Raw genomic sequence first — 24,013 nt, forward strand, 5'->3', positions numbered from 1 at the left:
TGCCCCTCCCGCTTTACATATCGGTTCGGGGCAAAGGTTTACGCGCGGCCGTAGGCCTCTGCAATGGCCACTTGCATGGCTTCTTCTGGCCCTCTGTTGCCCCAGGTCACCAATTGGATCGCGGGGTAGTACCGCTCGGCGCTCATGACGGCGGCATTGATCATCGTGTCGATCTGGTCAGCGCTGGCCGTTTGCCCGCCTGCAAGGACCAGACCATAGCGATAGACCATCAGCTTCTGGTTTGCCCAATAGGTAAACGCGCCTGCCCAGCACTGGTCGTTCATCTTGTTGAGCAGCTCATAGAGCTGCATTTCACGCTCGGCCGGTGGTTCCATTTCGAAGCTGCACACCATGCGTAGCGTTTCGTCATAGTTGGACCAGGCCAGCGTGATCGAATAGGTGCGCCACTGCCCTTCAACGGCCATGGCAATCTGATCGTCCCCAATGCGATCAAAATCCCAGTCGTGATGTTCGGCCAGATGCTCAACAATGTCGATCGGATGAATGTCTTCTTCGAGATACTGCTCGGAAAGGGCCATAATGCCACCTCACTAATCTCTAGCATTTCGGGGCTGGCAGCGCCCCAGCGCTAGTTGCCTGCTCTACAAACCGGGCTTCCCCCATAGGCCTGTACTAAATATGGTGCGATGTGGCGTAAGTTCTGGCAACCCTAATTATTGGGGATAACAGCAATAAGTTGTGGACAGAAGGCAACTGCGATCAAAATATTGGCGCCAGAGTCAGCTTTGTCTTGAATAAATTTTGCGACACGTCAGAATACACAGCACCGCACAATCCGGGCTGGATTGCGCGGCGGAATGCTTTGTCCGAAAATTGTGAAAAAAGGGAACGCCGGGGCGTTATTTGTCCAGTTTCGCCTCGAGCGCGGTGATACGGGCTTCGAGTGCCGCATTTTCCTCGCGTGCCTTCTGGGCCATGGCGCGCACGGCGTCAAATTCTTCGCGGGTGACGAAATCGCGGTCGGCCAGCCAGCGGTCGATCATCGACTTCATCGCGTTTTCAGCCTCTTCCCGCGCGCCCTGCGCCACGCCCATGGCGTTGGTCATCAGTTGGGACACGTCATCCAGGATTTTGTTGCGGGTCTGCATATCTGTTCTCCGATCTCGCGGTTTACCTGTATATGGGCAAAGAATGGCGCGGGCTCAAGGTTGACTTGACCTGCAAACCCCGGGCAATGAGACGCACATGCAGGCTGTTCTGAATTTCCCCGATCTGTCGCCCGAACTGTTCTCGATCCCGCTGTTCGGGATGGAGTTCGCGCTAAGGTGGTATGCGCTGGCCTATATCGCGGGCATCCTGATCGCGTGGCGGCTGGCTGTTGTGGCGTTGCGCCGCCCAGCGCTCTGGCCTGCGGATGGCCCGCCGATGAAGCCCGAGCAGCTGGAGGATCTGGTCACCTGGATCATTCTGGGTGTGATTCTGGGTGGGCGGCTGGGCTTTGTGCTGTTCTATCAACCGGCTTATTACCTGTCGCACCCGCTGGAGATCGTGAAGGTCTGGCAAGGCGGCATGGCCTTTCATGGCGGATTGCTGGGCGTGATCCTTGCGTCGTACCTGTTTGCACGACGGCACCGGATACCTGCCCTGTCGCTGGGGGATCTGGTTGCCTACACCGTTCCGCCCGGATTGCTGCTGGGGCGACTGGCCAATTTCGTCAACGCCGAGCTGTGGGGCCGCCCGAGCGAGCTGCCCTGGGCTGTCATCTTCCCTGGATATGCTGCGCAGGATTGCCCCGGCGTGGTCGCAGGCATGTGCGCCCGGCACCCGTCGCAGCTGTATGAGGCCGCGCTGGAGGGTGTGTTGCTAGGGGCGGTACTGCTGTGGCTGGTCTATCGGCGCGGCGGTTTTCGCACACCGGGCCTAGTCATGGGGACGTTCCTTGCGGGCTACGGCGCGTCGCGCTTTATCGTCGAGTTCTTTCGCCAGCCGGATGCGCAGTTCGTATCGCCCGGCAATCCGCTGGGGCTGGCCTGGCATGTGGGCGGGTACGGGCTGACCATGGGGCAGTTCCTGTCGCTGCCGATGATCGCGCTTGGTCTGTGGTTTGCCCTGCGTGCGCGGCGGCGGGCGGCATGAGCCTGACCGATCATCTGGTCGCCCGCATCCGGCAGGATGGACCGATGAGCGTGGCAGATTTCATGGGAGAATGCCTGCTGCATCCGACGCTGGGCTATTACACGACCCGTGATCCGCTGGGGGTTGCAGGGGATTTCACCACAGCGCCGGAAATCAGCCAGATGTTCGGGGAGCTGGTCGGGCTATGCCTTGCGCAGAGCTGGATGGATCAGGGTCGGCCCGCACCGTTCACCCTATGCGAGCTGGGGCCGGGGCGTGGTACCCTGATGGCCGATATTCTGCGCGCCACACGGTCAGTACCCGGATTTCACGAGGCAGCGCAGGTTGTACTGGTTGAAGCATCGCCTGTATTGAAACAGGTGCAGGCGGCAACGCTGAAGGATTACGACGCGGTCTGGATTGCAACGATCGCCGACCTGCCCGACCAGCCGCTGTTGCTGGTGGCCAACGAGTTCTTTGATGCCCTGCCCATCCGCCAGTTTCAGCGTGACGGTACGGGCTGGCGCGAGCGTCTGGTGGGTGAGCGTGACGGTGGGTTGACGTTCGGACTGGGCGCAATCGGGCCGCAGGTGGCGTTGAATGACAGGCTGTCGGACACCAAGGACGGTGATCTGGTCGAACTGTGTGCTGCTGCAATTCCGATTCTAACCGTGATCGCAGGACGGATCGCCAGCCATGGCGGTGCGGCGCTGATTGTGGATTATGGTGACTGGCATTCGCTGGGCGATACCTTGCAGGCCCTGCAAAACCACGAACATTCCGATCCTCTGGTATCGCCCGGTCAGGCCGATTTGACCGCGCATGTGGATTTTGAGCCTTTGGCCGTTGCGACCCGCGCCTGTGGGTGCAGGCATACGCGCCTGACACCGCAGGGCCTCTTCCTTGAACGGCTGGGGATCACCGCCCGCGCGCAAGCCCTGTCCAAGGCGCTGAGCGGTTCCGAGCTGGATGCGCTGATTGCCGCGCATCGGCGGTTGACGCATCCTGATGAAATGGGAAATCTGTTCAAGGTGATGGGCCTTTTCCCGGCCTATGCCGCCCCACCACCAGGATTGGAACCATGACGCTGGAAATTCTGACCTCGGACCTGCTGTCGCCATTTCGCCATGGGTTCTTTACCCGTCGCGGCGGCGCGTCTTCAGGAATTTTCAGCGGGTTGAACTGTGGTCAGGGGTCCTCGGATCAAACCGAGATTGTCGCGCTGAATCGGCGGCGGGTGGCCGACGCGATGGAGGTGGACCCCGAGGCAATGGTCGCGGTACATCAGGTTCATTCGCCAACGGTTCTGACAGTCAAAGCCCCGGTTGAAGATGAAAAGCCCAAAGCGGATGCCATTGTCACAGCAACACCCGGTCTGGCCCTGACGATCCTGACGGCCGATTGCCAGCCGGTTCTGTTCGCCGATCCCGATGCGCATGTGATCGGTGCCGCCCATGCCGGGTGGCGCGGCGCGCTGGACGGTGTTCTGGAGGCAACGCTGGACGCGATGGAGGCGCTGGGGGCCGACCGCAGCAATATCTGCGCCGTGATCGGACCCAGTATTTCGCAGCGCGCGTACGAGGTGGGGCCAGAGTTTCTGGACGCGTTCCTTGCGGATTCGCCGGACAACAGCCGCTTTTTTGCCAATGGTGAAAGTGACCGCCTGCAATTTGATCTGCCCGCCTTCGGGCTGCACCGGCTGCGGCAGGCGGGAATCGGACAGGCCGAGTGGACCCGGCACTGCACCTATTCCGACCCCGACAGGTTCTATTCCTATCGCCGGTCAACACACGCGAACGAGGTCGATTACGGGCGGCTGATTTCCGTCATAAGATTGTGATCTTCGTCCAGATTTAGGTGCCCTGCCACTTTTCCGCCACATTTTTTGTGTTGATTGGGCATCAGAATCGTAACGAGTTTTTGCCAGTCATCAGATCGTTATCTGACGTTCGAAAATCGGGCGCTGGCGTGTTGAGTGGGAGGTCCATCTGACTTCATCTTTCTGTCCGCAAATCTTCCCGGATAAGCCTTATCCCTGCCGCAAACGCGCGTCACAAAAGGTTTACAGAGGACATGGGGAGGAAATCCCCGTTCAGAGCAGGACCAGAAAATGAAAACCAAATCACGCTTTCTGAAAGCCATGGTCGCCGCCACTCGGGACCAGGACCTGGAAATGCCGTGGAAACGGGTAACAAGCAATTCTGTCAGGGTCGCCAGCCGCATCGCGGCACGACGCTGAGACAGAAAACCCAGAGACCAAGCTGCCGGTCTTATTTGGGTCAACGCGTATCAGGTTTGCTCCGGCCTGATGTATCGCGCGCCACGAGCGAGGGGTTCGTGGCTTTTTCGGAGTTGTGTGTGCGGGCAATTTCGCCCGTGAAGTACGAGTTTGTCTGGGGGGTCAATGTGTTGACCATTGGAAAGCGAGATTTAGTCGCAATGCGGGACCGTACCGGTCGCCGCCCGAGGGTCACCCATTTGTTTCAAGGCAAAGAACCAGTTCGCCGGGCGGGTCTGTACGGGGGTACGCCGCGCCTGACCGAACATTTTGAGGGGACGGAATATTAATGACTATTCCAAATTCACTGGCCCGCGCGGCCAGAAATGCAATCGAAACGTCTGTTATGCTGCGGGACGCACCGCGGCCGGTTTCCAAGCCAAAAGCCCAGCTGCGCCGCTATGAGGTCAGCAGCCTGTTGAGGAACGGAGATGTGGTTCAGACCCGCCACATTGCGCCCGCCTTGCCAATGTTTGAAGACGCGTTTTGCGCCTTCACACGTGGATCTTTGGTAGAAACGGAGCATGGACCGATGGCAATCGAGGATCTGATGCCGGGGGATACGGTCCTGACGCAGGATGGCGCATCGGAAACCGTGTTGTGGAAGGGATCTGTCACTCTGATCCCCGGACGCGTGGATTCGCGGGGCCGGACGCGGCCGCTGACGCGGATCATGGCGGATACGTTCGGGATGCAAAAGCCAATGTCGGGTGTCATTGCCGGCCCGGCGGCGCGAATCGTGGGAACACCCGCGCATTTGCGGCACCTGCATGGGGGGCAGCCGATTCTTACACCCGTGTCCGAATTTCAGGACGGGATGGGTGTCATTGAAACAATGCCGCCGACCCCCGTTGAACTGTTTCACATTTGTTTAAAACGCCATTCCGTTATTCGCGTAGATGGATTACAGTTCGAAACATATCATCCAGGTGTGAATGCGGTTCGCATGATCAGCCACTCGCTTCGGTCGATCTATCTGAACCTGTTCGCGCATATCGAGTCGCTGAACGATTTCGGCCCGCTGCTGATGCCGCGCGCCGGAGATGGTGAGATTGACGCGATGACGGCCTGAGCATGATTGTGATTACTGCATTATGGGGGGCATCATGCAGCTGGTAATAAGTTGGGTTCTATCCCTTGCGGTGGCAGCACTGTTGCCACCAATCACCGCGCAACCAAAACGTGTTGGCGTTACGCCGTCCGGTTCATACGTTCTTCCAGAACGTCGAACGGCACGCCTGGCTCGTCTTTTGCGCCGCGAATAACGAGCGATGTCTTGACGCTGGCCACGTTTGGCGTGGTCAGCAACTCGCCCGTCAGAAACTGCTGAAAGCTGCTCAGGTCAGGTGCGACGCATTTCAGGATGAAGTCCACTTCGCCGTTCAGCATGTGGCATTCGCGGACCAATGGCCATTCGCGGCAGCGGCCTTCGAATGCGCGCAGTTCGACCTCGGCCTGGCTGTCCAGACCGACCATGGCAAATACCTGGACCTCGAACCCCAACTCGCGTGAGTTGACCTCGGCGTGATAGCCGGTGATGAAGCCGGATTCTTCGAGTGTGCGCACCCGGCGCAGACAGGGCGGGGCCGAGATTCCGACCCGTTTTGCCAGCTCGACATTGGTCATACGACCGTCCGCCTGCAGTTCCGCCAGAATCTTGCGATCGATATCATCCAGCCGAGTCGTGACCATCAAATGCTCCTGATTTTTTCGGTTCTTATATCAGCACCCCACACGCGCGCAATAATGTTTCGCAGATGCGCAATTTTCTTTGTTTCCTTTTCGCCTTCTCCCGGTGAACCCGGGGCGCCCCTGCCCGAGAGGGCCTGAACAGTAAGGGGCTTTAAGCCGGGCCGGTCGGTCGCTATATCGGGGCGACGGGCCGCGGGCCCAATTCAGGCAATTCGAGCGGGGGCACCATGGCCGACACACGACACACCAAGGTTCTGATCATCGGGTCGGGGCCCGCAGGATACACCGCAGGCGTATATGCAAGCCGCGCCATGCTGGAACCCATTCTGGTACAGGGCATCGAACCCGGTGGTCAGCTGACAACGACGACCGAGGTCGAAAACTGGCCCGGCGACACCGAGGTGCAGGGCCCGGACCTGATGGTGCGGATGCAGGACCATGCGAAGGCCATGGGATGTGAGGTGATCGGCGACATCATCAGCGATCTGGACCTCAGCAAGCGCCCTTTCACCGCCAAGGGCGACAGCGGCACCACATACACGGCGGACGCCGTCATTCTGGCCACCGGCGCGCGTGCGAAATGGCTGGGTCTGCCGTCGGAAGAGAAGTTCAAGGGCTTTGGCGTCTCGGCCTGCGCCACCTGTGACGGGTTCTTCTATCGCGGGCAGGAAATCGTGGTGATTGGCGGCGGCAACACAGCCGTGGAAGAGGCCCTGTTCCTGACCAATTTCGCCAGCAAGGTGACCCTGATCCACCGCCGCGATGAGTTGCGGGCGGAAAAAATCCTTCAGGATCGCCTGTTGAAGAATGAAAAGATCGTACCGCTGTGGTTCCACCAGTTGGAAGAAGTGATCGGCACCGATGCGCCTTTGGGCGTTGAAGGTGTTCGGGTCAAACATGTCAAAACCGGCGAGATCACCGAGATCCCGTGCAAGGGCGTCTTTGTCGCCATCGGCCACGCCCCTGCGAACGAGTTGGTCAAGGACACGCTGGAAACCCATATGGGTGGTTATGTCGTCACCAAACCGGGCAGCACCGAAACATCGATTCCCGGCGTGTTCGCAGCAGGCGATCTGACCGACCATGTCTATCGTCAGGCGGTAACAAGCGCCGGAATGGGCTGTATGGCAGCACTGGATGCCGAACGGTTCCTGGCCGAACAGGACTGATACATGCTTGAATTCTCTGGCCCTGTCTGGAGAATTCTGTTTGCGTCGCAGGCAGCGACCCCATTGCTGCCTGCCCGTGCGCCCGAGGGGCGCTTTCACCATTCCGGACAGTTCGGGCTTTATGCCTCGCTCAGCGCCGAAGGCGCTTCGGTCGCCATCCGTCGCTACGTCTCGAGGGATGATCCCGACCGGGTGGTTCAAAGGTTTCTGGTGGAAAACACGCGGTTGGCGGACTACCGCGGGCAGACGGCAGCCTCGGTGATCTGGCAGGATATTCGCGCGACGGGGGCCCCTTCCCCGACATGGTCTTTTTCAGATAAAGCGCGGGCACTGGGGGCGGACGGCTTGATCTACAGCTCGCGCTCGCGCCCTGACCTCAGCCATCTGGTGCTGTTTTGTGCGGACAAGATATCAATTCAATCCCAACACCCCGCCACCCACTGGCAGGCCTAGATTTGCACCCGAAGCCTTGACCTGACCGCGAACGTCCTCGCAAAGTCCAACCACGGCGAACAGCGATACAGGTGGTATTCTTGAAGAGCGCTTTGTGGCGTGGCGGTTGGGCAACCCGGCTTCGGATCGGCAGCGGGTTGGTTCTGTTTGCTTTCGCTTTCTTCCATTTTATCAACATCGGGATGGGCCTGTTTCACACCGATTATCTGCACGGGATGCAGGACGGTCGAACAGCGGTGACGCGGCACATCCTTTTGAGCGTGCTGCTTTATGCAGCGCTGTTCACACATGCCGGTCTGGCGCTGGCCTCGATCGCACAGCGCCGGACCCTGCGCATGCCGTTCAGCACGGCGTTGCAGGTGGTTCTGGGTCTGCTGATACCATTGCAGCTGATCTCGCATGTCATCCAGACGCGGGTCGCGCACGAGATCTATGACGTCAATGACGAGATGGGGTACATCATCATCCTGATGTGGCCCAGCACCGTGATTTGGATGCAAAGCGCACTGTTGCTGATCGTCTGGGTGCATGGCTGTATCGGACTGCATATGTGGCTACGGCTGACAAAATGGTGGCCCAGCGCCGTACCCTATCTGATCGGTGTCGCCGTCTTCATCCCCATGTTCGCTTTGGCCGGTCTGCTGACCGAGGGTCGCCGCATCTGGTTGGATTTCGCGGATGAGTTTTTGCGGGAACAATATATCGAGCATTACAACTGGCCCTCGCCCGAGGCGTTTCAGACCATGTTCACCGTCAAGGATAATGCCCTTCTGGCGTTCTGGCTTGCCCTGGCGGCCACGGGTCTTGTGTATATCGGGCGCAAGCTGTGGCGGCGCAGGCATGCGGTGCGGGTGAGTTACAGCAGCGGGCCCGAGGTGGATGCCGAAAAGGGCATGACCCTGCTTGAGATTTCGCAGGCACACGGTGTGCCCCATGCGGCCTTGTGCGGCGGGAAGGGCCGTTGCACCACCTGCCGCGTCATCGTTGAAGCGGGCTCCAGCGCCCTGCCCCCGCCCGGCGATGTCGAGGCCCGCAGTCTGGCCGCTGTTGGCGCCTCACCGCAGACACGGCTGGCCTGCCAAATCCGCCCGACGGAACCGACCACCGTTTTCCGCGTTTTTCAACCGGATGGCGGGCGCATTCGCGGACATGCCAGTCAGGGGCAGGAACGAAAACTGGCCGTACTGTTTCTGGACATGCGCGGATTTACCGCCCGCACGACGGGTCAGCTGCCCTATGATATCGTGTTCCTGCTGAACCGGTTCTTCGACGCCGTCGTGCCTGCCATCACCAAGGACGGAGGTGTCGTGGACAAATACATGGGAGACGGGTTGCTGGCGGTTTTCGAAAAACCCGATGCAGCCGCATCCGCCCGCGCCGGGTTGAAGGCTGCGATAGATATCAGCCATGCCCTCGACCGGTTCAACGAGCAGCTTGAGGCCGAAGGCAGCCCTGGCATTCGCATCGGAATGGGCCTGCACCTTGGGGATCTGGTGCTGGGAGAGATTGGCGCGCAGGGACATGCCGCGAGAACGATCATTGGCGACGCCGTCAATGTAGCCAGCCGACTGGAAAGCGAAACCAAGGCGTTGGGGGTCGAACTGCTGGTCTCACAAGAGGTGTTGAAGGCCGCGGGCATGGACCTGCCGTCGGAGGGTATACGGTTGTTCCAGTTGCGCGGCGTTGCCGATCCGATTCCTGCCCTGCCAGTCACCCGTGCGTCCGGGCTTGCGCCGCACACGCAAAAACAGGAACAGTCATACCTTGCATGATCGGATTATCTACGCCCAGGGGAACCAGATCATCATTTTGATTTCAGAGTTGGAAATTCCTTCCAATCCGCGAGAAATCAGCGCATATCGTCCTTTGTTTCATTGACGCCAGTGGACTTCGCGCGACAGTCGGTGCAAATGCCCCGAAAACGCCCTTGAATCACTGGCAACACAACACTGCGATAAGAGTATTCAGATGACGATGTTAAGCAATCTGGCCCCCATTCCCGAACTTTATGTGTCGTATGACTCGGCCCAGAAACTGAAGGTCGAAGCCGCCGACCTGACCAGTTGGGATCTGAGCCCGCGCCAGATCTGCGATCTGGAGCTGCTAATGAATGGCGGTTTCAACCCGCTCAAAGGTTTCCTGAGCGAGGCCGATTACGACAATGTCGTCGAAAACATGCGTCTGGCTGATGGCACGCTATGGCCGATGCCCATCACGCTGGACGTCAGCGAAGACTTTGCGGACAAGATCGAACTGGGTCAGGATATCGCGCTGCGCGATCAGGAAGGCGTGATCCTGGGCACCATGACGGTGACCGACCGCTGGACCCCGAACAAGGCGCGCGAGGCCGAGAAGGTTTTTGGTGCTGATGACGATGCCCACCCGGCTGTGAACTATCTGCACAATGTGGCGGGCAAGGTCTATCTGGGTGGCCCCGTCGTGGGCATCCAGCAGCCTGTTCACTATGACTTCCGCGGTCGCCGCGACACGCCGAACGAGCTGCGCGCCTATTTCCGCAAGCTGGGCTGGCGCCGGATCGTGGCCTTCCAGACCCGCAACCCCCTGCACCGTGCGCATCAGGAACTGACTTTCCGCGCCGCCAAGGAAGCGCAAGCCAACCTGCTGATCCACCCGGTCGTCGGCATGACCAAGCCGGGCGACGTGGACCACTTTACCCGCGTGCGCTGCTATGAGGCGGTGCTGGACAAGTATCCCGCGTCCACCACCTCGATGAGCCTGCTGAATCTGGCGATGCGCATGGCTGGCCCACGCGAGGCGGTCTGGCACGGGCTGATCCGTGCCAACCATGGCTGCACCCATTTCATCGTGGGCCGCGATCACGCGGGCCCGGGCAAGAACTCGGCCGGTGAAGATTTCTATGGCCCCTATGACGCGCAGGACCTGTTCCGCCAGTTCCAGGACGAGATCGGCGTCGAGATGGTCGATTTCAAGCACATGGTCTATGTGCAGGAGCGCGCGCAATACGAGCCGAATGACGAGATTCTGGATAAGGACAATGTCACGATCCTGAACATCTCGGGCACCGAGCTGCGCCGCCGTCTGGCCGAGGGTCTGGAAATCCCCGAATGGTTCAGTTTTCCCGAAGTGGTGGCAGAGTTGCGCAAGACCAAGCCGCCACGCAGCCAGCAGGGTTTTACCGTGTTCTTTACCGGCTTCTCGGGCTCGGGCAAATCCACCATCGCCAACGCGCTTATGGTCAAGCTGATGGAGATGGGGGGCCGTCCGGTCACGTTGCTGGATGGCGATATCGTGCGGAAAAACCTGTCCTCCGAACTGGGTTTCTCGAAAGAGCATCGCGACCTGAACATCCGCCGGATCGGCTATGTCGCATCCGAGATCACCAAGAACGGTGGCATCGCCATCTGCGCCCCTATCGCACCCTATGCCACCACGCGCCGCGCGGTGCGCGAAGAGATCGAGCAGTTTGGTGCTTTCTGCGAAGTGCATGTTGCGACCACCATCGAAGAGTGTGAGCGGCGCGACCGCAAGGGTCTGTACAAGCTGGCCCGCGAAGGCAAGATCAAGGAATTCACCGGCATCTCGGACCCGTATGACGTGCCTCAGAACCCTGAATTGCGTGTCGAGACCGAGAATGTCGAGGTTGACAACTGCGCCCATCAGGTGCTGCTGAAGCTGGAAAGCATGGGCCTGATCGCAGCAAGCTGAACCAGATGAATGAATGCAGCGGCCTCCGGTTTACGGGGGCCGTTTTTGTTTTGACGGGCTGAGGTGTTGGGGGAAGTCGCCGGGTGTGAGCCGGTTCGTTTATTGCGCGGTCTCTGGCAGGTCGACCTGCCCGCGCATCAGGATATGCCCCTGACCGGCCACCTTGATTCCCGTCATCGCGTCGCTGGGGCCAACGCGCGTGACAACAGCCTGACCTGGGCGGCCCATATCGTGACCCTGTTCCGCAACGAAACTGTCCTTGGTCATCAGCCCGTATTTCCACAGATAGGCTGCCATGGCCCCGGTGGCAGACCCGGTAAACGGATCCTCGGGCGGGCTGGGCGGAGCCATTAGCAGGCGCGAGAAGGTATCGCCCGCGTCGGTGGCCCCTTTGAGCGTCACGAGGAAAGGCTCGGCCATGTCTGAGCCGGAATACCCTGCCGTCGCAGCCACTTTGCGCAGCGCGTCCTCGGACAGGCGGGCCGCGCGCAACGCGTCATGATCGCGCAGAACAGTAATACAGAAGGGTAAGCCGGTTGAAACCATCCGGGGCGGCGAGATGATGGCTTCTTGCGGCAAGCTGATTGCCTTTGCCACCAGATCGGCAGGCACATGCGCACCAAATTGCGGTGCGACCTGCGTCATTTCGATCTGTTCGCCCTGCAATCCGATCGAAACCAGACCCGCGCCGGTTTCCAGCGTCAGATTATCACCGGAGATCATGCCGCGCGACCGCATCGCCGCTACGGTGGCAATCGTCGGGTGCCCGGCAAAGGGAATTTCACGGCTGGCCAGAAAATAACGGACGCGGATGTCGGCCACGTCGGACGGGCCGGTGAATGTGCATTCGACCAGAGAGGTTTCGCGCACATAGGCCATGCAGACCTCGGCCGAGAGACCCGCGCCGCCATGGACCACGGCACAACCGTTGCCGCCAAATGCACGATTGGTGAAGGCGTCTACCCAGTCGAATTCAAACCAGCTCATGCAGTCGGCTCCGTTACAGGTTAATAGCGGCAGTTTCGCCGATGCGCGTGTGCTGCGGGGAACGTTTCAACCCAGCCGGGCAAAGGGGCCGTTCAGTGAACGGCCACAGGTGACAGGTCGTGCTGACGGGCCAGAACGAAGGCCAGCTTGCGGTCGGCCACAAGCGCCAGTTGCTGCCCATCGGAATCGTGCACGGCATAAAGGTGATCCAGATCACCTGCCTGATCGCGCAGATCACGCGGCAGATCGGCAACGTCCACTGTTTTCACATAGACGATACGATCGCCTTCGGTGTTGATTTCAATCGGTGTGTTCATTGCTCTTACCCCTTCCGTATGTTGATTGTCTGAACCACGGTTTCCGGCATAGCGCGGGTCAGATCTACGTGCAGCAGACCGTTTTCCATGATCGCCTCGCCCACCTCGACCCCGTCGGCCAGCACGAACATGCGCTGAAACTGACGCGCCGCGATGCCACGGTGCAGGAAGATGCGCCCCTCGCTGTCGTCGCGCTGACGGCCCCGGATCACCAGTTGGCGATCCTCGATTGTGATGGACAGATCCTCTTCGGCAAACCCGGCCACCGCAAGGGTGATGCGGTAGGAAAAGTCCGAGGTCTGTTCGATGTTATAGGGCGGGTACCCTTCATTACCGGCCTTTGCAGACCGTTCCAGAAGGCGTTCCAGCTGCTCGAACCCCAAAAGATGCGGGTATGAGCCAAGAGTAAGTTTCGACACGTATTTTCGTCCTTTATTGTCAAAGCGACGTGGTGCGCGGTCCCGTTCCGGCAACCGCTTGTTATAGAATATGGGAAGAAACCAGGATGTCCACAAGGTCTGGCGCGATAACGTCTGACACACTATCTTGTTGGGCAAGCACCACAACAAGCCCGAGTCGCCAATGAACGCGCCCACCGACCTTTCGATGAAAACCGATGAAGTTCTGCGGGTTGAATTGGAGGTTTTCCGCCGCCAGCACCGCGACCTTGATGAGGCGATCGAGGCGCTGCACGAAAAAGGAACGGCTGATCAGTTGACCCTTAGGCGCCTGAAAAAGGAAAAACTGCGCCTGAAAGACTTCATCCGCCTGATCGAAGACCGCCTGACCCCCGATATCATTGCCTGAACGCCCTGTACCGCATTGCCACAAAAGCGGATTTGGCTATAGTGCGCGCTCTTTCTGAGCGCGGGGACATAAGCGGATGAGCGATGTGACAGTGGGGATCATCATGGGCAGCCAGTCGGACTGGCCCACGATGAAGGAAGCCGCAGATATTCTGGATGAACTGGGCATCGCTTATGAGGCGCGTATCGTTTCGGCCCATCGCACCCCGGACCGGTTGTGGGACTATGGCAAGACCGCCGTGTCGCGCGGGTTGCAGGTGATCATCGCGGGTGCAGGCGGGGCGGCACATCTGCCGGGGATGATGGCCTCGAAAACGCGGGTTCCGGTGATTGGCGTGCCTGTGCAGACGCGGGCCCTGTCGGGGGTGGATTCGCTGTATTCCATTGTGCAGATGCCCAAGGGCTTTCCCGTGGCGACCATGGCAATCGGGTCCGCTGGTGGGGCCAATGCGGGCCTGATGGCCGCGGGCATTCTGGCCTTGCAGGATGAGGCCCTGGCCGCGCGGCTGGATGCCTGGCGCGAGGCCTTGTCCGCCTCGATCCCCGAGGAACCGCAGGGATGAGCCGGATCGGGTTTATCGGTACCGGGCATATCGCCGCGCCGATTGCGCGGCTGATGGCCGCCAAAGGGCATGAGATCAGCGTGACAGAACGCAACGCCGAGGTCTCGGCCGCCCTGAAGGCCGAACTGGGCGTGACTATCGCGCCGCCGCAGGCGGTGATTGACGCCTCGGACATCGTGTTTCTGTGTCTGCGCCCGCATATCGCGGCCGAGGTTCTGGCCCCCCTGACCTTTCGCGCCGATCAGCAGGTCGTGTCAGTTATGGCGGCCGTTTCCGCCGAGGATCTGGCCAAGCTTTGCGCCCCAGCCTCGGATTTCGTGCAGACCATCCCGCTGGGGTTCTTGCAGTCCGGTGGCTGCCCGATGGCGGCGTTCGGCAAAGACCGCTTGCTGGCCGAGCTGTTTGAGCCGGAAAACCCCGTGGTCAAGGTTGCGGATGAGGCGGCGCTGAACGCGCATTTTGCCATTTGTGCCATGGTTCCCGGCATTCTGGATCTGATGGCCACCGGGGCCGAATGGCTGGGTGACGTAACCGGCGATGCGGACGGGGCCGAGTTCTATACCACGCAGTTGATGGCGGGTTTTCTCGCCGCGATGGAGAAAGGCACAGCCGGGCGGTTGGCACAGGAGCGCGACGCTTTGGCGACGGAAGGTACTTTGAGCCTGCAGATGACGGGCACCCTGATCGAACAAGGCGCGCATGAGGCGCTGAGAGCGGCGCTTGGCGCAATTGGAAAACGTTTGGAGAATTGACGATGGCGGACATGCTCGCCCAAGGTGCGGTGATCGGGATTCTGGGTGGCGGGCAGCTGGGCCGGATGCTGTCGGTGGCGGCCTCTCGGCTGGGGTTTGTCAGCCACATCTACGAGCCGGGCGCAAACCCGCCTGCCGGGCAGGTTGCGGATCGGGTTACGACAGCGGCCTACGACGATATCGACGCCTTGACGGCCTTCGCCGATACGGTGGACGTCATCACCTATGAGTTCGAGAACATCCCGACCGAGGCGCTGGATATTCTGGAAGCCCATCGCCCCATTCGTCCCGGGCGTGAGGCACTGAGGGTCAGTCAGGACCGCCTGACCGAGAAGGCGTTTTTGCAGGGACTTGGCCTGAAAACGGCCCCGTTTGCGGATATCACCGATCTGGACAGCCTGACTGCGGCCATCGAACAAATCGGCACGCCTGCGATCCTGAAGACCCGCCGCTTTGGGTATGACGGCAAAGGGCAGGCCAGATTGCGCAACCCCGGGGATGCCGAGGCCGCGCTGGCCGATATGGCTGGTGCGCCTGCCCTTCTGGAGGGGTTCGTTGATTTTTCGCACGAGGTTTCGATCATTGCTGCGCGCGGGCTGGACGGTCAGGTGGCCTGTTTCGACCCGGGTGAGAATGTGCATCGCGATGGCATCCTGCACACCACCACCATCCCTGCCCGACTGTCCCCCGCCCAGCGCACCGATGCCATCCTGCTGGCGGCCAATATCCTGAACGCTCTGGAATATGTTGGTGTCATGGGGGTTGAGCTGTTCGTGACACCCGGCGGACTGATCGTGAACGAGATCGCGCCGCGCGTGCATAACTCGGGCCACTGGACACAGAATGGCTGCGCCGTGGATCAGTTCGAACAGCACATCCGCGCGGTGGCGGGTTGGCCGTTGGGCGACGGGCAGCGCCACTCGGATGTGGTGATGGAGAACCTGATCGGCGACGATATGGACCGCGTGCCCGAGCTGGCGCGCGAACGGGACATCGCGCTGCATCTTTACGGCAAGGCCGAGGTCAAGGCCGGTCGCAAGATGGGACATTTCAACCGGATCAAGCGGTAGAATATCGCGCTACGGCGCGATGCCTTCGGCGAGAGTATTTGGAAAAAGGTGAAGCTGGCCTGGTTTTAACCCACAAAGCGGGTTGCGATATCCCCAGACATATAGCTGACGCGCCCGCCCGCCAATGTCGCGGCGACCCGGTGAGTAGTTGCATCAAGGATTACCAGATCGGCGCGTTTGCCCGCGGCAAGCGTGCCCCGGTCCGGCAAGTCCAGCACCCGCGCGGGGCCGGACGAGATCAGCTCCCAGGCACCGGCCAGATCCAGCAGCCCGGTTTTGGCCAGCATCAGCGCCGCGCGGCGTGGACTGGGATAATGGTAATCCGAGGCCAGGGCATCACAGAGCCCCATGGCGATCAGCTCTACCGCGCTGGCGTTGCCCTTATGCGAGCCACCGCGGACCACATTGGGCGAACCGAGAATGACGTAATCCCCGGCAGCGCGCGCCGCCTCGGCGGCTTCAAGCGTTTCGGGGAACTCGGCAATGCGCACCCCTTGGCGACGCCACCAAGCGCGCGCCTCGGCAGTTGCGTCATCGTGGCTGCCCAGATGCACGCCCATGTCCGCAAGGTCCGAACAGAGCGCTTCTAGCGCCGCCGGAACCTCAGCCTTGCGGGCGTGCATGTCGAGCAGCATCGCAAAATGCGCCTCCGGGTTGCGCCCGGCCTTCAATGCCTGCCCGGTCAGGCGCGGTGGTTTCTTGCCCTGTGCCAAACGATCATGCGGCAGGTGATCATTGAAGACCACGTATGGCACCTGCCAATCGGCGATGCGACGGGCCAGCCCGTCGTAATCCGCGAGCATATTGGTCTCGAACCGCAATTGCGGGATCAGATCGGTGACCGTGCTGCCCTTGACCGCTGCGATGGCCGCAAACACCTGCGCGGCAAAGTCCGGGCCGCGCACGCCGCCTTCCCAGCTGTAAAACTGCGCCAGAACGGCTGTGGTGATGCCGTTGGCGGCCAGTTCGGCCTCGACAGACAGAATGCCCTCATTCATCTGCTTCATCGCGCCGCGACGTGGGGCGATATGGCGTTCGAACCCATCGCCGTGCAAGTCGACAATGCCAGGAAGAACAAGATACCCGGTCAGGTCAATCCGCCGCCCGGTCTCGTCTTTCTGAATGACCCCATTTGCAATGGAAAGCTCCGCGCGTGACAGCCCTTCACCCGGCAACAGAACCTCTGCTCCGGTCAATGTCAGTTCCAATGCGGTCATTCTGATGGCTCCGCCCCCGGTTCTGAGCAGTTTTGCCCGATACAGATCTCGTCTATTACGTCCATCACACCGTCCAGCCAAGTGATCTGCGGATCAAACCGGCCAAACTCAATGAAGTGCAGCACCTGCGCCATGACCTGCGGGTTGTTCATCATGAAGGTGTGTGTCACCGGCAAGACAAGATGATCGGCCATGCCTTCGACCTTGGTGGATTCGACCGACACCTTGCCATCGTCAGGGCCGTCGATCAGAGATGAAAACACGAGGTTCAGGGACTGATCACCTGCGATGACACCCAGTTCGAAATCCACAGGCGGCAGGCGGCTGGGAATTCCATCCGGGCCCGTGCCCAGTTGCAGTCCGGCCGGGCCGTTCAGGTATCCGAACACCTCCCACGCGCTGAGTTCATCGACCAGCTGGCTACCCTGATTGGGCGGCCCCAGCATGACGACACGGCCCATGTTTTCAGGGCTGTGGTCCTGCAACCAGTATCGCAACAGGATGCCACCCATGGAATGCGCAACTACATTGACGGTGTCACTGCCGCAGGCTGCAAATGCTTGCGGGATGGTTTGTTCGGCCAGTTCGGGGATACCGATTTCGGTCGATGGGTAACCGGGGCGCACGACGGAATAGCCATTCGCTTTGAACAGTTGCTCCATCACGCTGAATGACGCCTCGGTCCGGGCCAGACCGTGCAGCAGGACAACGCATTTCGCGTTGGCCACGGCGGGAAAAAGGCAACAAAGCAGGGCGATCAGAATTCTCATACCCGCCAAATAAAGCCTGTGCGCCGGCGTTAAAAGCCCTTCCCACGTTGACGTCGCAGGACAGCCAGCGCGATACCGCCCAAAACCAGTGCCGCACCAACAAGCAGCCGCACACCCGCGCTTTCCCCCAACAGCACCACGCCGCCCGCAATCGCGATCACCGGCACGCTGAGCTGAACGACTGCCGCCGTCGAAGGTGCCAGCCGGGGCAGGACGCGATACCACAAGGCGTATCCCAGACCAGATGTTACGCCACCCGAAAGGACCGCGAGGAGATAGCCCATTCCGGTCATGTGCCACTCTGCCCCTGTGGCCATCAGGGCCAGCGCGGTTACCGGCAGCGCGACGATGAAATTCGCTGCCGTGCCTTGCAATGCGTCAGGCTCGGACCGCCCGGCCAGTGAATAGGCTGCCCAGCCGATCCCGGCTGCAATCATCAAAACGGTTCCGGTCGGATCGGCCCGCACTGTTCCTGTGGGCCACAGGACACAGGCCAGACCACCCAGTGCAATCGCTGCCCCGGCCAACTGTCGCCGGGTGGGTTTGGCTCCGGTAAGGGCGGTGGCGGCGAACATGGTGATCTGCACAACGGCAAACAGGATAAGCGCGCCCAGCCCCGCATCCAACGTCAGATAGGCAATGGAAAACCCGATCATATACAGGGAAAGCGACCCGGCCCCGATAAACCGCCTGCGGTTGCGCAGGGGCAAATGTCCTCTGCGCAGCAGCACCAGTGCGGCCAGAACCAGCGCCCCCGCCAGAACCCGGATAATGGCAAACCCCGCGGGATCACTGGACCCGCTGTCGATAGCCAGCCGGTTCAGAATGGAGTTCGCCGCAAAGGCGCACATGGTCAGGGCGGTCAGAAGGAACAGTCGCATTTCAACCACATACCGACTTGGCGGCGGGTTGGACACTCACAATTCGGGCACACGCGGCCCAGCCTTCACCTTTTCCAAAATACTCCCGCCGGAGGCATGGCCGTATTGCGGCCATCAGGAACGAAACGAGGCCGCCAAAAGGCGACCCCGTCCATGAGCACTTTGGTTTCCCCTCTCGACAGCTTGACCTTGCAGCCAAACGCCTGTCAGGGGTCGTCAGAATTCGCTTAGGCGAATTTGACGTGCTTACATCATGCCGCCCATGCCGCCCATGTCGGGCATGCCGCCACCAGCAGGCGCATCTTTTTGCGGCTTGTCTGCAACCATCGCTTCGGTGGTGACCAGCAGGCCGGCAACAGATGCCGCGTCTTCCAGAGCAGTACGGACAACTTTGGCCGGGTCGATCACGCCGAACGAGAACATGTCGCCATATTCTTCGGTCTGAGCGTTGAAACCAAAGGACGGATCCGAAGATTCGCGCACTTTGCCTGCAACAACCGCACCGTCAACGCCTGCGTTTTCAGCGATCTGGCGCAGCGGCGCTTCGATGGCTTTACGCACGATGTTGATGCCTGCGTCCTGATCAGCGTTTGCGCCTTTCAGCGATTCCAGTGCTTTACCGGCCTGAACCAGAGCAACACCACCGCCTACCACGACGCCTTCCTGAACGGCTGCGCGTGTTGCGTTCAGAGCATCGTCCACACGGTCCTTACGCTCTTTCACTTCAACTTCGGTCATGCCGCCGACGCGGATAACAGCGACACCGCCTGCCAGTTTGGCAACGCGTTCCTGCAGTTTTTCACGGTCGTAATCCGACGAGGTTTCTTCGATCTGGGTGCGGATCTGAGCAACACGTGCTTCGATCTCGGCTTTCTCGCCAGCACCGTCGACGATGGTGGTTTCGTCTTTGGTGATTTCGATCTTCTTGGCGGTGCCCAGCATGTCCATGGTGACATTCTCAAGCTTCATGCCCAGATCTTCGCTGATCACCTGACCACCGGTCAGGATTGCGATGTCTTGCAGCATGGCTTTGCGGCGATCGCCGAAGCCCGGTGCCTTGACAGCAGCAATTTTCAGGCCGCCGCGCAGTTTGTTGACAACCAGAGTTGCCAGCGCTTCGCCTTCAACGTCTTCTGCAATGATCAGCAGCGGCTTTTGCGACTGGATCACCTGCTCGAGCAGCGGAACCATCGGCTGCAGCGAGGACAGTTTCTTTTCGTGCAGCAGGATCATGCAGTCGTCGAGCTCGGCCACCATCTTGTCTGCATTGGTGACGAAGTAAGGCGACAGGTAGCCGCGGTCGAACTGCATACCTTCAACAACATCGGTCTCGGTTTCCAGACCTTTGTTTTCTTCGACGGTGATGACGCCTTCGTTGCCAACCTTCTGCATCGCGTCTGCGATCTGCTGGCCGATTTCAGCTTCACCATTGGCCGAGATGGTGCCAACCTGAGCAACTTCCGCCGAGTCCTTGACTTCACGAGAAGCAGCACGGATGCCTTCGACGACTTTAGCTGTTGCCAGGTCGATGCCGCGCTTCAGGTCCATCGGGTTCAGGCCCGCTGCAACCTGCTTCAGGCCTTCTTTTACGATGGCCTGCGCCAGAACGGTCGCGGTGGTGGTGCCGTCACCGGCTTCGTCATTGGTGCGGCTGGCGACTTCTTTCACCATCTGCGCGCCCATGTTTTCGAACTTGTCTTCCAGTTCGATTTCCTTGGCAACCGAAACACCGTCTTTGGTGATGCGCGGTGCGCCGAAGGATTTGTCCAGCACCACGTTGCGGCCTTTGGGGCCCAGGGTCACTTTGACAGCATCCGCCAGAATGTTGACGCCTTTCAGCATCTTGTTGCGGGCATCGGTGTCGAACTTGACGTCCTTTGCAGCCATGTCGTTTCTCCTTGAGAAAATGTGTTGAGTGGAAGATCAGAGAAAGCGCGGGCTTACTCGATGATCCCCATGATGTCGCTTTCTTTCATCATCAGCAGCTCTTCGCCGTCGACCTGGACCTCGGTGCCCGACCATTTGCCGAACAGGATCTTGTCGCCAGCCTTGACCGCCATTGCGATCAGCTCGCCGCTGTCCTTGCGCGCGCCTTCGCCGGTTGCGACGACTTGGCCTTCGCTGGGCTTTTCTTTTGCGCTGTCAGGAATGATCAGTCCGCCTGCGGTTTTTTCATCGCTTTCGGTACGGCGAACCAGCACACGGTCATGAAGCGGTTTCAATGCCATCTTTGCAGCTCCTTGGGCTCAAAGTTTTGTTTATCCTCCCCTCGCCGTTTGACGAGGCGTTAGCACTCGGTGTGTGTGAGTGATAACGACGCATAGCTAGGGAGTCTAAAACGCCGAGTCAACAAGGTGTTTGGGATTTTTTTGAGAACGGCCTAGTCGGCCTGTTCCCAGCTGTAGGCCCAGTGTTTCAAGCCTTCTGTTCCGTCAGACGTAAGAGCGTAGACACCTTTTTCAACCTTCTCGAACCACCCATAGTGATTTTCCCGCATCAATCGGGTGGCAACCGGGACACCCACCGATCTGGCAACTTCGGCCCCTTTGGCCGGGCCGTGTTCGGCCAGAAAAGCCGCGCATTTCAGCGCATCCTGACGGTAGGCCGTCACGATCCCATGGCGTGTCGCGCCCCCGGAATTGGGGTCGCCCTCCAGCCGATCGAATTCGCGCAGCAGCCGCGCTGACCTGGCCTTGTCCTTGCGCGGCGCATAGGGGCCCGGATCGCATTGCACCTCGACCGTGCCATCGGCGCGTACGGTGATCAGACCCAGACCAAGCCTGCGGCACAGCGCCAGATTGTCCCTGAGCGCCCGCCGGGCCGTGCGCCCGGTGGGTTTACTGACCCCGATATAGACCTGATCCGTGAGTTTCAGGCGGGTAATCGCCTGATGGAACAGGGACAGCGTGAACCTGAGCTTGAGTTCGACAATCACAGGCGGTTCATCTTCGCGCCTGGCGACGATATCGGCTGCGCCCACTTCTCCTTTGACGGTGTATCCCTGACGCTCCAAAAGCGCCTTGATCGGGGGATAGAGGTCCTGCTCGCGGTTCATGGGCCTATGCTACGCAGATTGTTGAGGAATACCAGACGGGTTGCTTGAACATGGGCCGCAGGCATGGCTATGTCTGGGACACCTTGATGACACAACACCGGATGGGTTCATGCGCCTGCTGACATTTCTTGCTTTTCTACTGGCCCCGATCACGGCTGCGGCTGCGTGCGATGGGCAGGACCTGCGCCCGCAGCTGTCGGATGACGCGCGGGCCGAGTTGCAGCGCGCGGTGGCGGACATCCCCTTTCCGGAAGGCAACCACTGGATTGCGCGCAAGGATGATACGGTTCTGCACATCATTGGCACCCTGCACACGTATGACGAACGCATGGAGAAGGTGGTTGAACGCCTGTCTCCGGACCTGAGCAAGGCTGACGCGTTCTATTTCGAAGTCACCCAGACTGACATGGACGCATTCGAAAAAAACCTGGCCAATAATCTCAGCGCTGTAATGATCACATCCGGGCCGACCCTGATCGACCTGATGGGAGATGAAGACTGGGCCGCATTCTCGACCGCGTTGAACCAGCGCGGCATTCCCGGCTGGATGGCGGCCAAAATGCGACCGTGGTTCTTGAGCATGATGCTGAGCATCCCGCCCTGCATGATGGAAGATCCGAACGGGACCTACGGCATGGACGCCCGCCTGAACGATCTGGCCGCAGAAAACGGCATTCCGCAACACTCGCTGGAACGTATCGACGACCTGATCGCCATGTTCGACAGTCACCCGCTGGAACAGCAGGTCGAGTCACTGGTGCGCCTGTCCGGGGCGATGATGGGAAGCAACGATCAACTGGCCACCATGGCCAACGGCTATCTGGAAGAAAAGCACGCCGAGATCATACAATTCGCCCGCCTGCAGGGGTTCGAGGATTCCGGGCTGAGCCGGGACGTCTTCGATGAGGAATGGAACGGGTTTGAGCAGCAGATGCTGGTCCAGCGGAATGCCTTGTGGATGGAGCATATTCTGGCCATCACGGATCAGACGGCGGTGATCGCGGTCGGCGCAGGTCATCTGAGTGACGATCACGGTTTGCTGAACCAGCTGGAGCAGGCCGGATACTCGCTGACACGCGCCGCATTCTAGCCCGGTTCAGCGGTTTTCAGACCAAGCGTCGCAGACGGGCTGCTGTGGCGTGACAAGGGCGTTTGTCCGCCCTATAAGGCGCGCAAATTTCCATTCCGCAGGACGCTGACATGACAACGCTCGTATTTGGTCACAAATCCCCCGACACCGATTCCACAGGCTCGCCGATCCTGTGGTCGTGGTACCTCAACGAAATCAAAGGCGTGCAGGCCGAGCCCGTGCTGTTGGGCGAGCCCAACACCGAAGCGGTGTTTATGCTGGACAACTGGGATCTGCCCAAGCCACGTATCCTGAACGATCTGGCCGCGGACACTCCGGTGGTCATCGTCGACACCAACAACCCCGCCGAACTGCCCGCCAATGTCAATGACGCGGACATTCGCGCCATCATCGACCACCACAAGCTGGTCGGTGGTCTGGAAACCAAAGGCCCGATCGACATCACCGTGCGCCCGCTGGCCTGCACGGCCACCATTATGGTCGACCTGATAGGCGACGATGCCGCCAAGATGCCCGACGCCATCAAAGGCGCGGCACTGACCTGCATCCTGTCGGACACACTGGAATTCCGCTCGCCCACCACAACGCCCCATGACCGCGAGGTCGCTGAGCGGCTGGCGGCCGAGCTGGAGCTGGATATCTCGGCTTACGCGGCAGACATGTTTGCGGCGAAATCGGATGTCTCGTCCTTCTCGGATGCCGAACTGATCCGCATGGACAGTAAGGAATACGAGGTCGATGGCACCAAATTCCGCGTCTCGGTTCTGGAAACCACTGCGCCGGGCGTCATTCTGGACCGCAAGGCAAGTCTGGCCGGTTCGATGGTGGATGTCGCCAAGGAAGACGGTGTCGATCAGGTGCTGCTGTTCGTCGTCGATATCCTGAACGAGGAAGCCACCCTGCTTGTGCCCAACGATCTGGTCAAAACCGTTGCCGAGAAAAGCTTTGGCGCATCCGTCGATGGCGACGCTGTGGTTCTGCCGGGCATCATGAGCCGTAAAAAGCAGATCATTCCGAACCTGAAGGTCTGAAGAAACACGCGGGGTCTGTCGTTCTGAAAAAAAACGGGCCTCGAGTTCCTGGTCTTCAAACTGCGCCTTCGGCATTGCGCTTAAGCAGACCTATACCCGACAGACGAAATACAGGCTGG

27 protein-coding genes are annotated in these 24,013 nt (G+C 60.0%); 15 read left to right on the forward strand and 12 right to left on the reverse strand.

Annotated elements, in window-relative coordinates; all coding sequences use genetic code 11:
* Window positions 1-38: 38 nt before the first annotated feature.
* Complete coding sequence (locus tag I9182_RS09155; RefSeq protein ID WP_209598027.1) at window positions 39-539, reverse strand: YbjN domain-containing protein; 501 nt, start codon at window positions 537-539, stop codon at window positions 39-41.
* Window positions 540-860: 321 nt separating this feature from the next.
* Window positions 861-1,109 (reverse strand): accessory factor UbiK family protein, encoded by a 249-nt coding sequence (locus I9182_RS09160; protein ID WP_209598028.1) that lies wholly within the window; start codon window positions 1,107-1,109, stop codon window positions 861-863.
* 97 nt (window positions 1,110-1,206) lie between these two features.
* On the opposite strand from I9182_RS09160, the gene lgt reads away from it, so the two are divergent.
* From lgt to I9182_RS09180, 5 genes are all read left to right on the forward strand, one after another.
* A complete protein-coding gene (gene lgt / locus I9182_RS09165; RefSeq protein ID WP_209598029.1) occupies window positions 1,207-2,097 on the forward strand; it encodes a prolipoprotein diacylglyceryl transferase in 891 nt (296 codons plus the stop codon).
* Window positions 2,094-3,161 carry an SAM-dependent methyltransferase gene (locus I9182_RS09170; RefSeq protein WP_209598030.1) on the forward strand — a complete coding sequence of 356 codons (1,068 nt, stop codon included), beginning with the start codon at window positions 2,094-2,096 and terminating at the stop codon, window positions 3,159-3,161. Before lgt ends, I9182_RS09170 begins: the two co-directional genes overlap by 4 nt.
* Complete coding sequence (gene pgeF, locus I9182_RS09175) at window positions 3,158-3,916, forward strand: peptidoglycan editing factor PgeF (RefSeq protein WP_209598031.1); 759 nt, start codon at window positions 3,158-3,160, stop codon at window positions 3,914-3,916. Before I9182_RS09170 ends, pgeF begins: the two co-directional genes overlap by 4 nt.
* A 270-nt stretch (window positions 3,917-4,186) precedes the next feature.
* The gene (locus tag I9182_RS20530) at window positions 4,187-4,315 is read left to right on the forward strand and encodes a hypothetical protein (protein ID WP_280922374.1); all 129 of its coding nucleotides are present in this window, start codon (window positions 4,187-4,189) and stop codon (window positions 4,313-4,315) included.
* Between the two features lie 328 nt (window positions 4,316-4,643).
* Window positions 4,644-5,426, forward strand: a complete 783-nt coding sequence (locus I9182_RS09180) for a Hint domain-containing protein (RefSeq protein WP_209504769.1) — start codon at window positions 4,644-4,646, stop codon at window positions 5,424-5,426.
* A 119-nt stretch (window positions 5,427-5,545) separates the two neighbouring features.
* Here the strand turns inward: I9182_RS09180 and I9182_RS09185 are convergent, their stop codons facing one another.
* Window positions 5,546-6,046, reverse strand: a complete 501-nt coding sequence (locus I9182_RS09185; RefSeq protein ID WP_209504770.1) for an Lrp/AsnC family transcriptional regulator — start codon at window positions 6,044-6,046, stop codon at window positions 5,546-5,548.
* Between the two features lie 227 nt (window positions 6,047-6,273).
* On the opposite strand from I9182_RS09185, the gene trxB reads away from it, so the two are divergent.
* From trxB to I9182_RS09205, 4 genes are all read left to right on the forward strand, one after another.
* On the forward strand, window positions 6,274-7,215 hold the full coding sequence (trxB, locus tag I9182_RS09190; protein ID WP_209598032.1) for a thioredoxin-disulfide reductase: 942 nt from the start codon (window positions 6,274-6,276) through the stop codon (window positions 7,213-7,215).
* 3 nt (window positions 7,216-7,218) lie between these two features.
* Complete coding sequence (locus I9182_RS09195) at window positions 7,219-7,668, forward strand: RES family NAD+ phosphorylase (protein ID WP_209598033.1); 450 nt, start codon at window positions 7,219-7,221, stop codon at window positions 7,666-7,668.
* Between the two features lie 80 nt (window positions 7,669-7,748).
* Entirely contained in the window at window positions 7,749-9,440 is a 1,692-nt protein-coding gene (locus I9182_RS09200) for an adenylate/guanylate cyclase domain-containing protein (RefSeq protein WP_209598034.1), read from the forward strand.
* A gap of 196 nt (window positions 9,441-9,636) precedes the next feature.
* Window positions 9,637-11,355, forward strand: coding sequence for a bifunctional sulfate adenylyltransferase/adenylylsulfate kinase (locus tag I9182_RS09205; RefSeq protein WP_209598035.1), 1,719 nt, complete (start codon window positions 9,637-9,639; stop codon window positions 11,353-11,355).
* A gap of 99 nt (window positions 11,356-11,454) precedes the next feature.
* On the opposite strand, the gene I9182_RS09210 is transcribed toward I9182_RS09205, so the two are convergent.
* From I9182_RS09210 to I9182_RS09220, 3 genes are all read right to left on the reverse strand, one after another.
* Window positions 11,455-12,342, reverse strand: a complete 888-nt coding sequence (locus tag I9182_RS09210) for a PhzF family phenazine biosynthesis protein (protein WP_209598036.1) — start codon at window positions 12,340-12,342, stop codon at window positions 11,455-11,457.
* Between the two features lie 92 nt (window positions 12,343-12,434).
* Window positions 12,435-12,659 (reverse strand): DUF1150 family protein, encoded by a 225-nt coding sequence (locus I9182_RS09215; RefSeq protein ID WP_209504776.1) that lies wholly within the window; start codon window positions 12,657-12,659, stop codon window positions 12,435-12,437.
* A gap of 5 nt (window positions 12,660-12,664) precedes the next feature.
* A complete protein-coding gene (locus I9182_RS09220) occupies window positions 12,665-13,078 on the reverse strand; it encodes an Hsp20 family protein (RefSeq protein ID WP_209598037.1) in 414 nt (137 codons plus the stop codon).
* Window positions 13,079-13,241: 163 nt separating this feature from the next.
* Here I9182_RS09220 and I9182_RS09225 point away from each other — a divergent pair, with 163 nt between their 5' ends.
* The 4 genes from I9182_RS09225 (at window position 13,242) to I9182_RS09240 (ending at window position 15,850) form a co-directional block, all read left to right on the forward strand.
* A complete protein-coding gene (locus tag I9182_RS09225) occupies window positions 13,242-13,466 on the forward strand; it encodes a DUF465 domain-containing protein (protein ID WP_209504778.1) in 225 nt (74 codons plus the stop codon).
* 76 nt (window positions 13,467-13,542) lie between these two features.
* A complete protein-coding gene (purE, locus tag I9182_RS09230; protein WP_209504779.1) occupies window positions 13,543-14,028 on the forward strand; it encodes a 5-(carboxyamino)imidazole ribonucleotide mutase in 486 nt (161 codons plus the stop codon).
* Complete coding sequence (locus tag I9182_RS09235) at window positions 14,025-14,780, forward strand: NAD(P)-binding domain-containing protein (RefSeq protein ID WP_209598038.1); 756 nt, start codon at window positions 14,025-14,027, stop codon at window positions 14,778-14,780. The genes purE and I9182_RS09235 overlap by 4 nt, the downstream gene beginning before the upstream one ends.
* Before the next feature lie 2 nt (window positions 14,781-14,782).
* Window positions 14,783-15,850 (forward strand): 5-(carboxyamino)imidazole ribonucleotide synthase, encoded by a 1,068-nt coding sequence (locus tag I9182_RS09240; RefSeq protein ID WP_209598039.1) that lies wholly within the window; start codon window positions 14,783-14,785, stop codon window positions 15,848-15,850.
* A 65-nt stretch (window positions 15,851-15,915) separates the two neighbouring features.
* On the opposite strand, the gene I9182_RS09245 is transcribed toward I9182_RS09240, so the two are convergent.
* From I9182_RS09245 to I9182_RS09270, 6 genes are all read right to left on the reverse strand, one after another.
* Window positions 15,916-17,067, reverse strand: a complete 1,152-nt coding sequence (locus tag I9182_RS09245; RefSeq protein WP_209598040.1) for an alpha-D-ribose 1-methylphosphonate 5-triphosphate diphosphatase — start codon at window positions 17,065-17,067, stop codon at window positions 15,916-15,918.
* Window positions 17,064-17,837 carry an alpha/beta fold hydrolase gene (locus I9182_RS09250; protein WP_209598041.1) on the reverse strand — a complete coding sequence of 258 codons (774 nt, stop codon included), beginning with the start codon at window positions 17,835-17,837 and terminating at the stop codon, window positions 17,064-17,066. Before I9182_RS09250 ends, I9182_RS09245 begins: the two co-directional genes overlap by 4 nt.
* Window positions 17,838-17,866: 29 nt before the next feature.
* A complete protein-coding gene (locus I9182_RS09255) occupies window positions 17,867-18,718 on the reverse strand; it encodes a DMT family transporter (RefSeq protein ID WP_209598042.1) in 852 nt (283 codons plus the stop codon).
* 246 nt (window positions 18,719-18,964) lie between these two features.
* Window positions 18,965-20,605 carry a chaperonin GroEL gene (gene groL, locus I9182_RS09260; RefSeq protein WP_209504785.1) on the reverse strand — a complete coding sequence of 547 codons (1,641 nt, stop codon included), beginning with the start codon at window positions 20,603-20,605 and terminating at the stop codon, window positions 18,965-18,967.
* 53 nt (window positions 20,606-20,658) lie between these two features.
* The gene (groES, locus tag I9182_RS09265) at window positions 20,659-20,946 is read right to left on the reverse strand and encodes a co-chaperone GroES (protein ID WP_209504786.1); all 288 of its coding nucleotides are present in this window, start codon (window positions 20,944-20,946) and stop codon (window positions 20,659-20,661) included.
* Window positions 20,947-21,098: 152 nt separating this feature from the next.
* Entirely contained in the window at window positions 21,099-21,773 is a 675-nt protein-coding gene (locus I9182_RS09270; protein WP_209598043.1) for a DUF2161 family putative PD-(D/E)XK-type phosphodiesterase, read from the reverse strand.
* A gap of 109 nt (window positions 21,774-21,882) precedes the next feature.
* Between I9182_RS09270 and I9182_RS09275 the strand changes: the two genes are divergently transcribed.
* Window positions 21,883-22,863, forward strand: a complete 981-nt coding sequence (locus I9182_RS09275; RefSeq protein WP_209598044.1) for a TraB/GumN family protein — start codon at window positions 21,883-21,885, stop codon at window positions 22,861-22,863.
* A 110-nt stretch (window positions 22,864-22,973) separates the two neighbouring features.
* Window positions 22,974-23,894, forward strand: coding sequence for a manganese-dependent inorganic pyrophosphatase (locus I9182_RS09280; RefSeq protein WP_209598045.1), 921 nt, complete (start codon window positions 22,974-22,976; stop codon window positions 23,892-23,894).
* Window positions 23,895-24,013 lie beyond the last annotated feature (119 nt).

The sequence above is a fragment of the Ruegeria sp. HKCCSP351 genome, assembly GCF_017872535.1.
Classification (GTDB): Bacteria; Pseudomonadota; Alphaproteobacteria; order Rhodobacterales; family Rhodobacteraceae; genus Ruegeria.

Bases quoted from the DNA above. Each gene is read 5' to 3' on its own strand.
- I9182_RS09155 (WP_209598027.1), bottom strand. From the start codon at position 539: ATGGCCCTTTCCGAGCAGTATCTCGAAGAAGACATTCATCCGATCGAC.
- I9182_RS09160 (WP_209598028.1), bottom strand. From the start codon at position 1,109: ATGCAGACCCGCAACAAAATCCTGGATGACGTGTCCCAACTGATGACC.
- lgt (WP_209598029.1), top strand. From the start codon at position 1,207: ATGCAGGCTGTTCTGAATTTCCCCGATCTGTCGCCCGAACTGTTCTCG.
- I9182_RS09170 (WP_209598030.1), top strand. From the start codon at position 2,094: ATGAGCCTGACCGATCATCTGGTCGCCCGCATCCGGCAGGATGGACCG.
- pgeF (WP_209598031.1), top strand. From the start codon at position 3,158: ATGACGCTGGAAATTCTGACCTCGGACCTGCTGTCGCCATTTCGCCAT.
- I9182_RS20530 (WP_280922374.1), top strand. From the start codon at position 4,187: ATGAAAACCAAATCACGCTTTCTGAAAGCCATGGTCGCCGCCACTCGG.
- I9182_RS09180 (WP_209504769.1), top strand. From the start codon at position 4,644: ATGACTATTCCAAATTCACTGGCCCGCGCGGCCAGAAATGCAATCGAA.
- I9182_RS09185 (WP_209504770.1), bottom strand. From the start codon at position 6,046: ATGGTCACGACTCGGCTGGATGATATCGATCGCAAGATTCTGGCGGAA.
- trxB (WP_209598032.1), top strand. From the start codon at position 6,274: ATGGCCGACACACGACACACCAAGGTTCTGATCATCGGGTCGGGGCCC.
- I9182_RS09195 (WP_209598033.1), top strand. From the start codon at position 7,219: ATGCTTGAATTCTCTGGCCCTGTCTGGAGAATTCTGTTTGCGTCGCAG.
- I9182_RS09205 (WP_209598035.1), top strand. From the start codon at position 9,637: ATGACGATGTTAAGCAATCTGGCCCCCATTCCCGAACTTTATGTGTCG.
- I9182_RS09210 (WP_209598036.1), bottom strand. From the start codon at position 12,342: ATGAGCTGGTTTGAATTCGACTGGGTAGACGCCTTCACCAATCGTGCA.
- I9182_RS09215 (WP_209504776.1), bottom strand. From the start codon at position 12,659: ATGAACACACCGATTGAAATCAACACCGAAGGCGATCGTATCGTCTAT.
- I9182_RS09225 (WP_209504778.1), top strand. From the start codon at position 13,242: ATGAACGCGCCCACCGACCTTTCGATGAAAACCGATGAAGTTCTGCGG.
- purE (WP_209504779.1), top strand. From the start codon at position 13,543: ATGAGCGATGTGACAGTGGGGATCATCATGGGCAGCCAGTCGGACTGG.
- I9182_RS09235 (WP_209598038.1), top strand. From the start codon at position 14,025: ATGAGCCGGATCGGGTTTATCGGTACCGGGCATATCGCCGCGCCGATT.
- I9182_RS09240 (WP_209598039.1), top strand. From the start codon at position 14,783: ATGGCGGACATGCTCGCCCAAGGTGCGGTGATCGGGATTCTGGGTGGC.
- I9182_RS09245 (WP_209598040.1), bottom strand. From the start codon at position 17,067: ATGACCGCATTGGAACTGACATTGACCGGAGCAGAGGTTCTGTTGCCG.
- I9182_RS09250 (WP_209598041.1), bottom strand. From the start codon at position 17,837: ATGAGAATTCTGATCGCCCTGCTTTGTTGCCTTTTTCCCGCCGTGGCC.
- I9182_RS09255 (WP_209598042.1), bottom strand. From the start codon at position 18,718: ATGCGACTGTTCCTTCTGACCGCCCTGACCATGTGCGCCTTTGCGGCG.
- groL (WP_209504785.1), bottom strand. From the start codon at position 20,605: ATGGCTGCAAAGGACGTCAAGTTCGACACCGATGCCCGCAACAAGATG.
- groES (WP_209504786.1), bottom strand. From the start codon at position 20,946: ATGGCATTGAAACCGCTTCATGACCGTGTGCTGGTTCGCCGTACCGAA.
- I9182_RS09270 (WP_209598043.1), bottom strand. From the start codon at position 21,773: ATGAACCGCGAGCAGGACCTCTATCCCCCGATCAAGGCGCTTTTGGAG.
- I9182_RS09275 (WP_209598044.1), top strand. From the start codon at position 21,883: ATGCGCCTGCTGACATTTCTTGCTTTTCTACTGGCCCCGATCACGGCT.
- I9182_RS09280 (WP_209598045.1), top strand. From the start codon at position 22,974: ATGACAACGCTCGTATTTGGTCACAAATCCCCCGACACCGATTCCACA.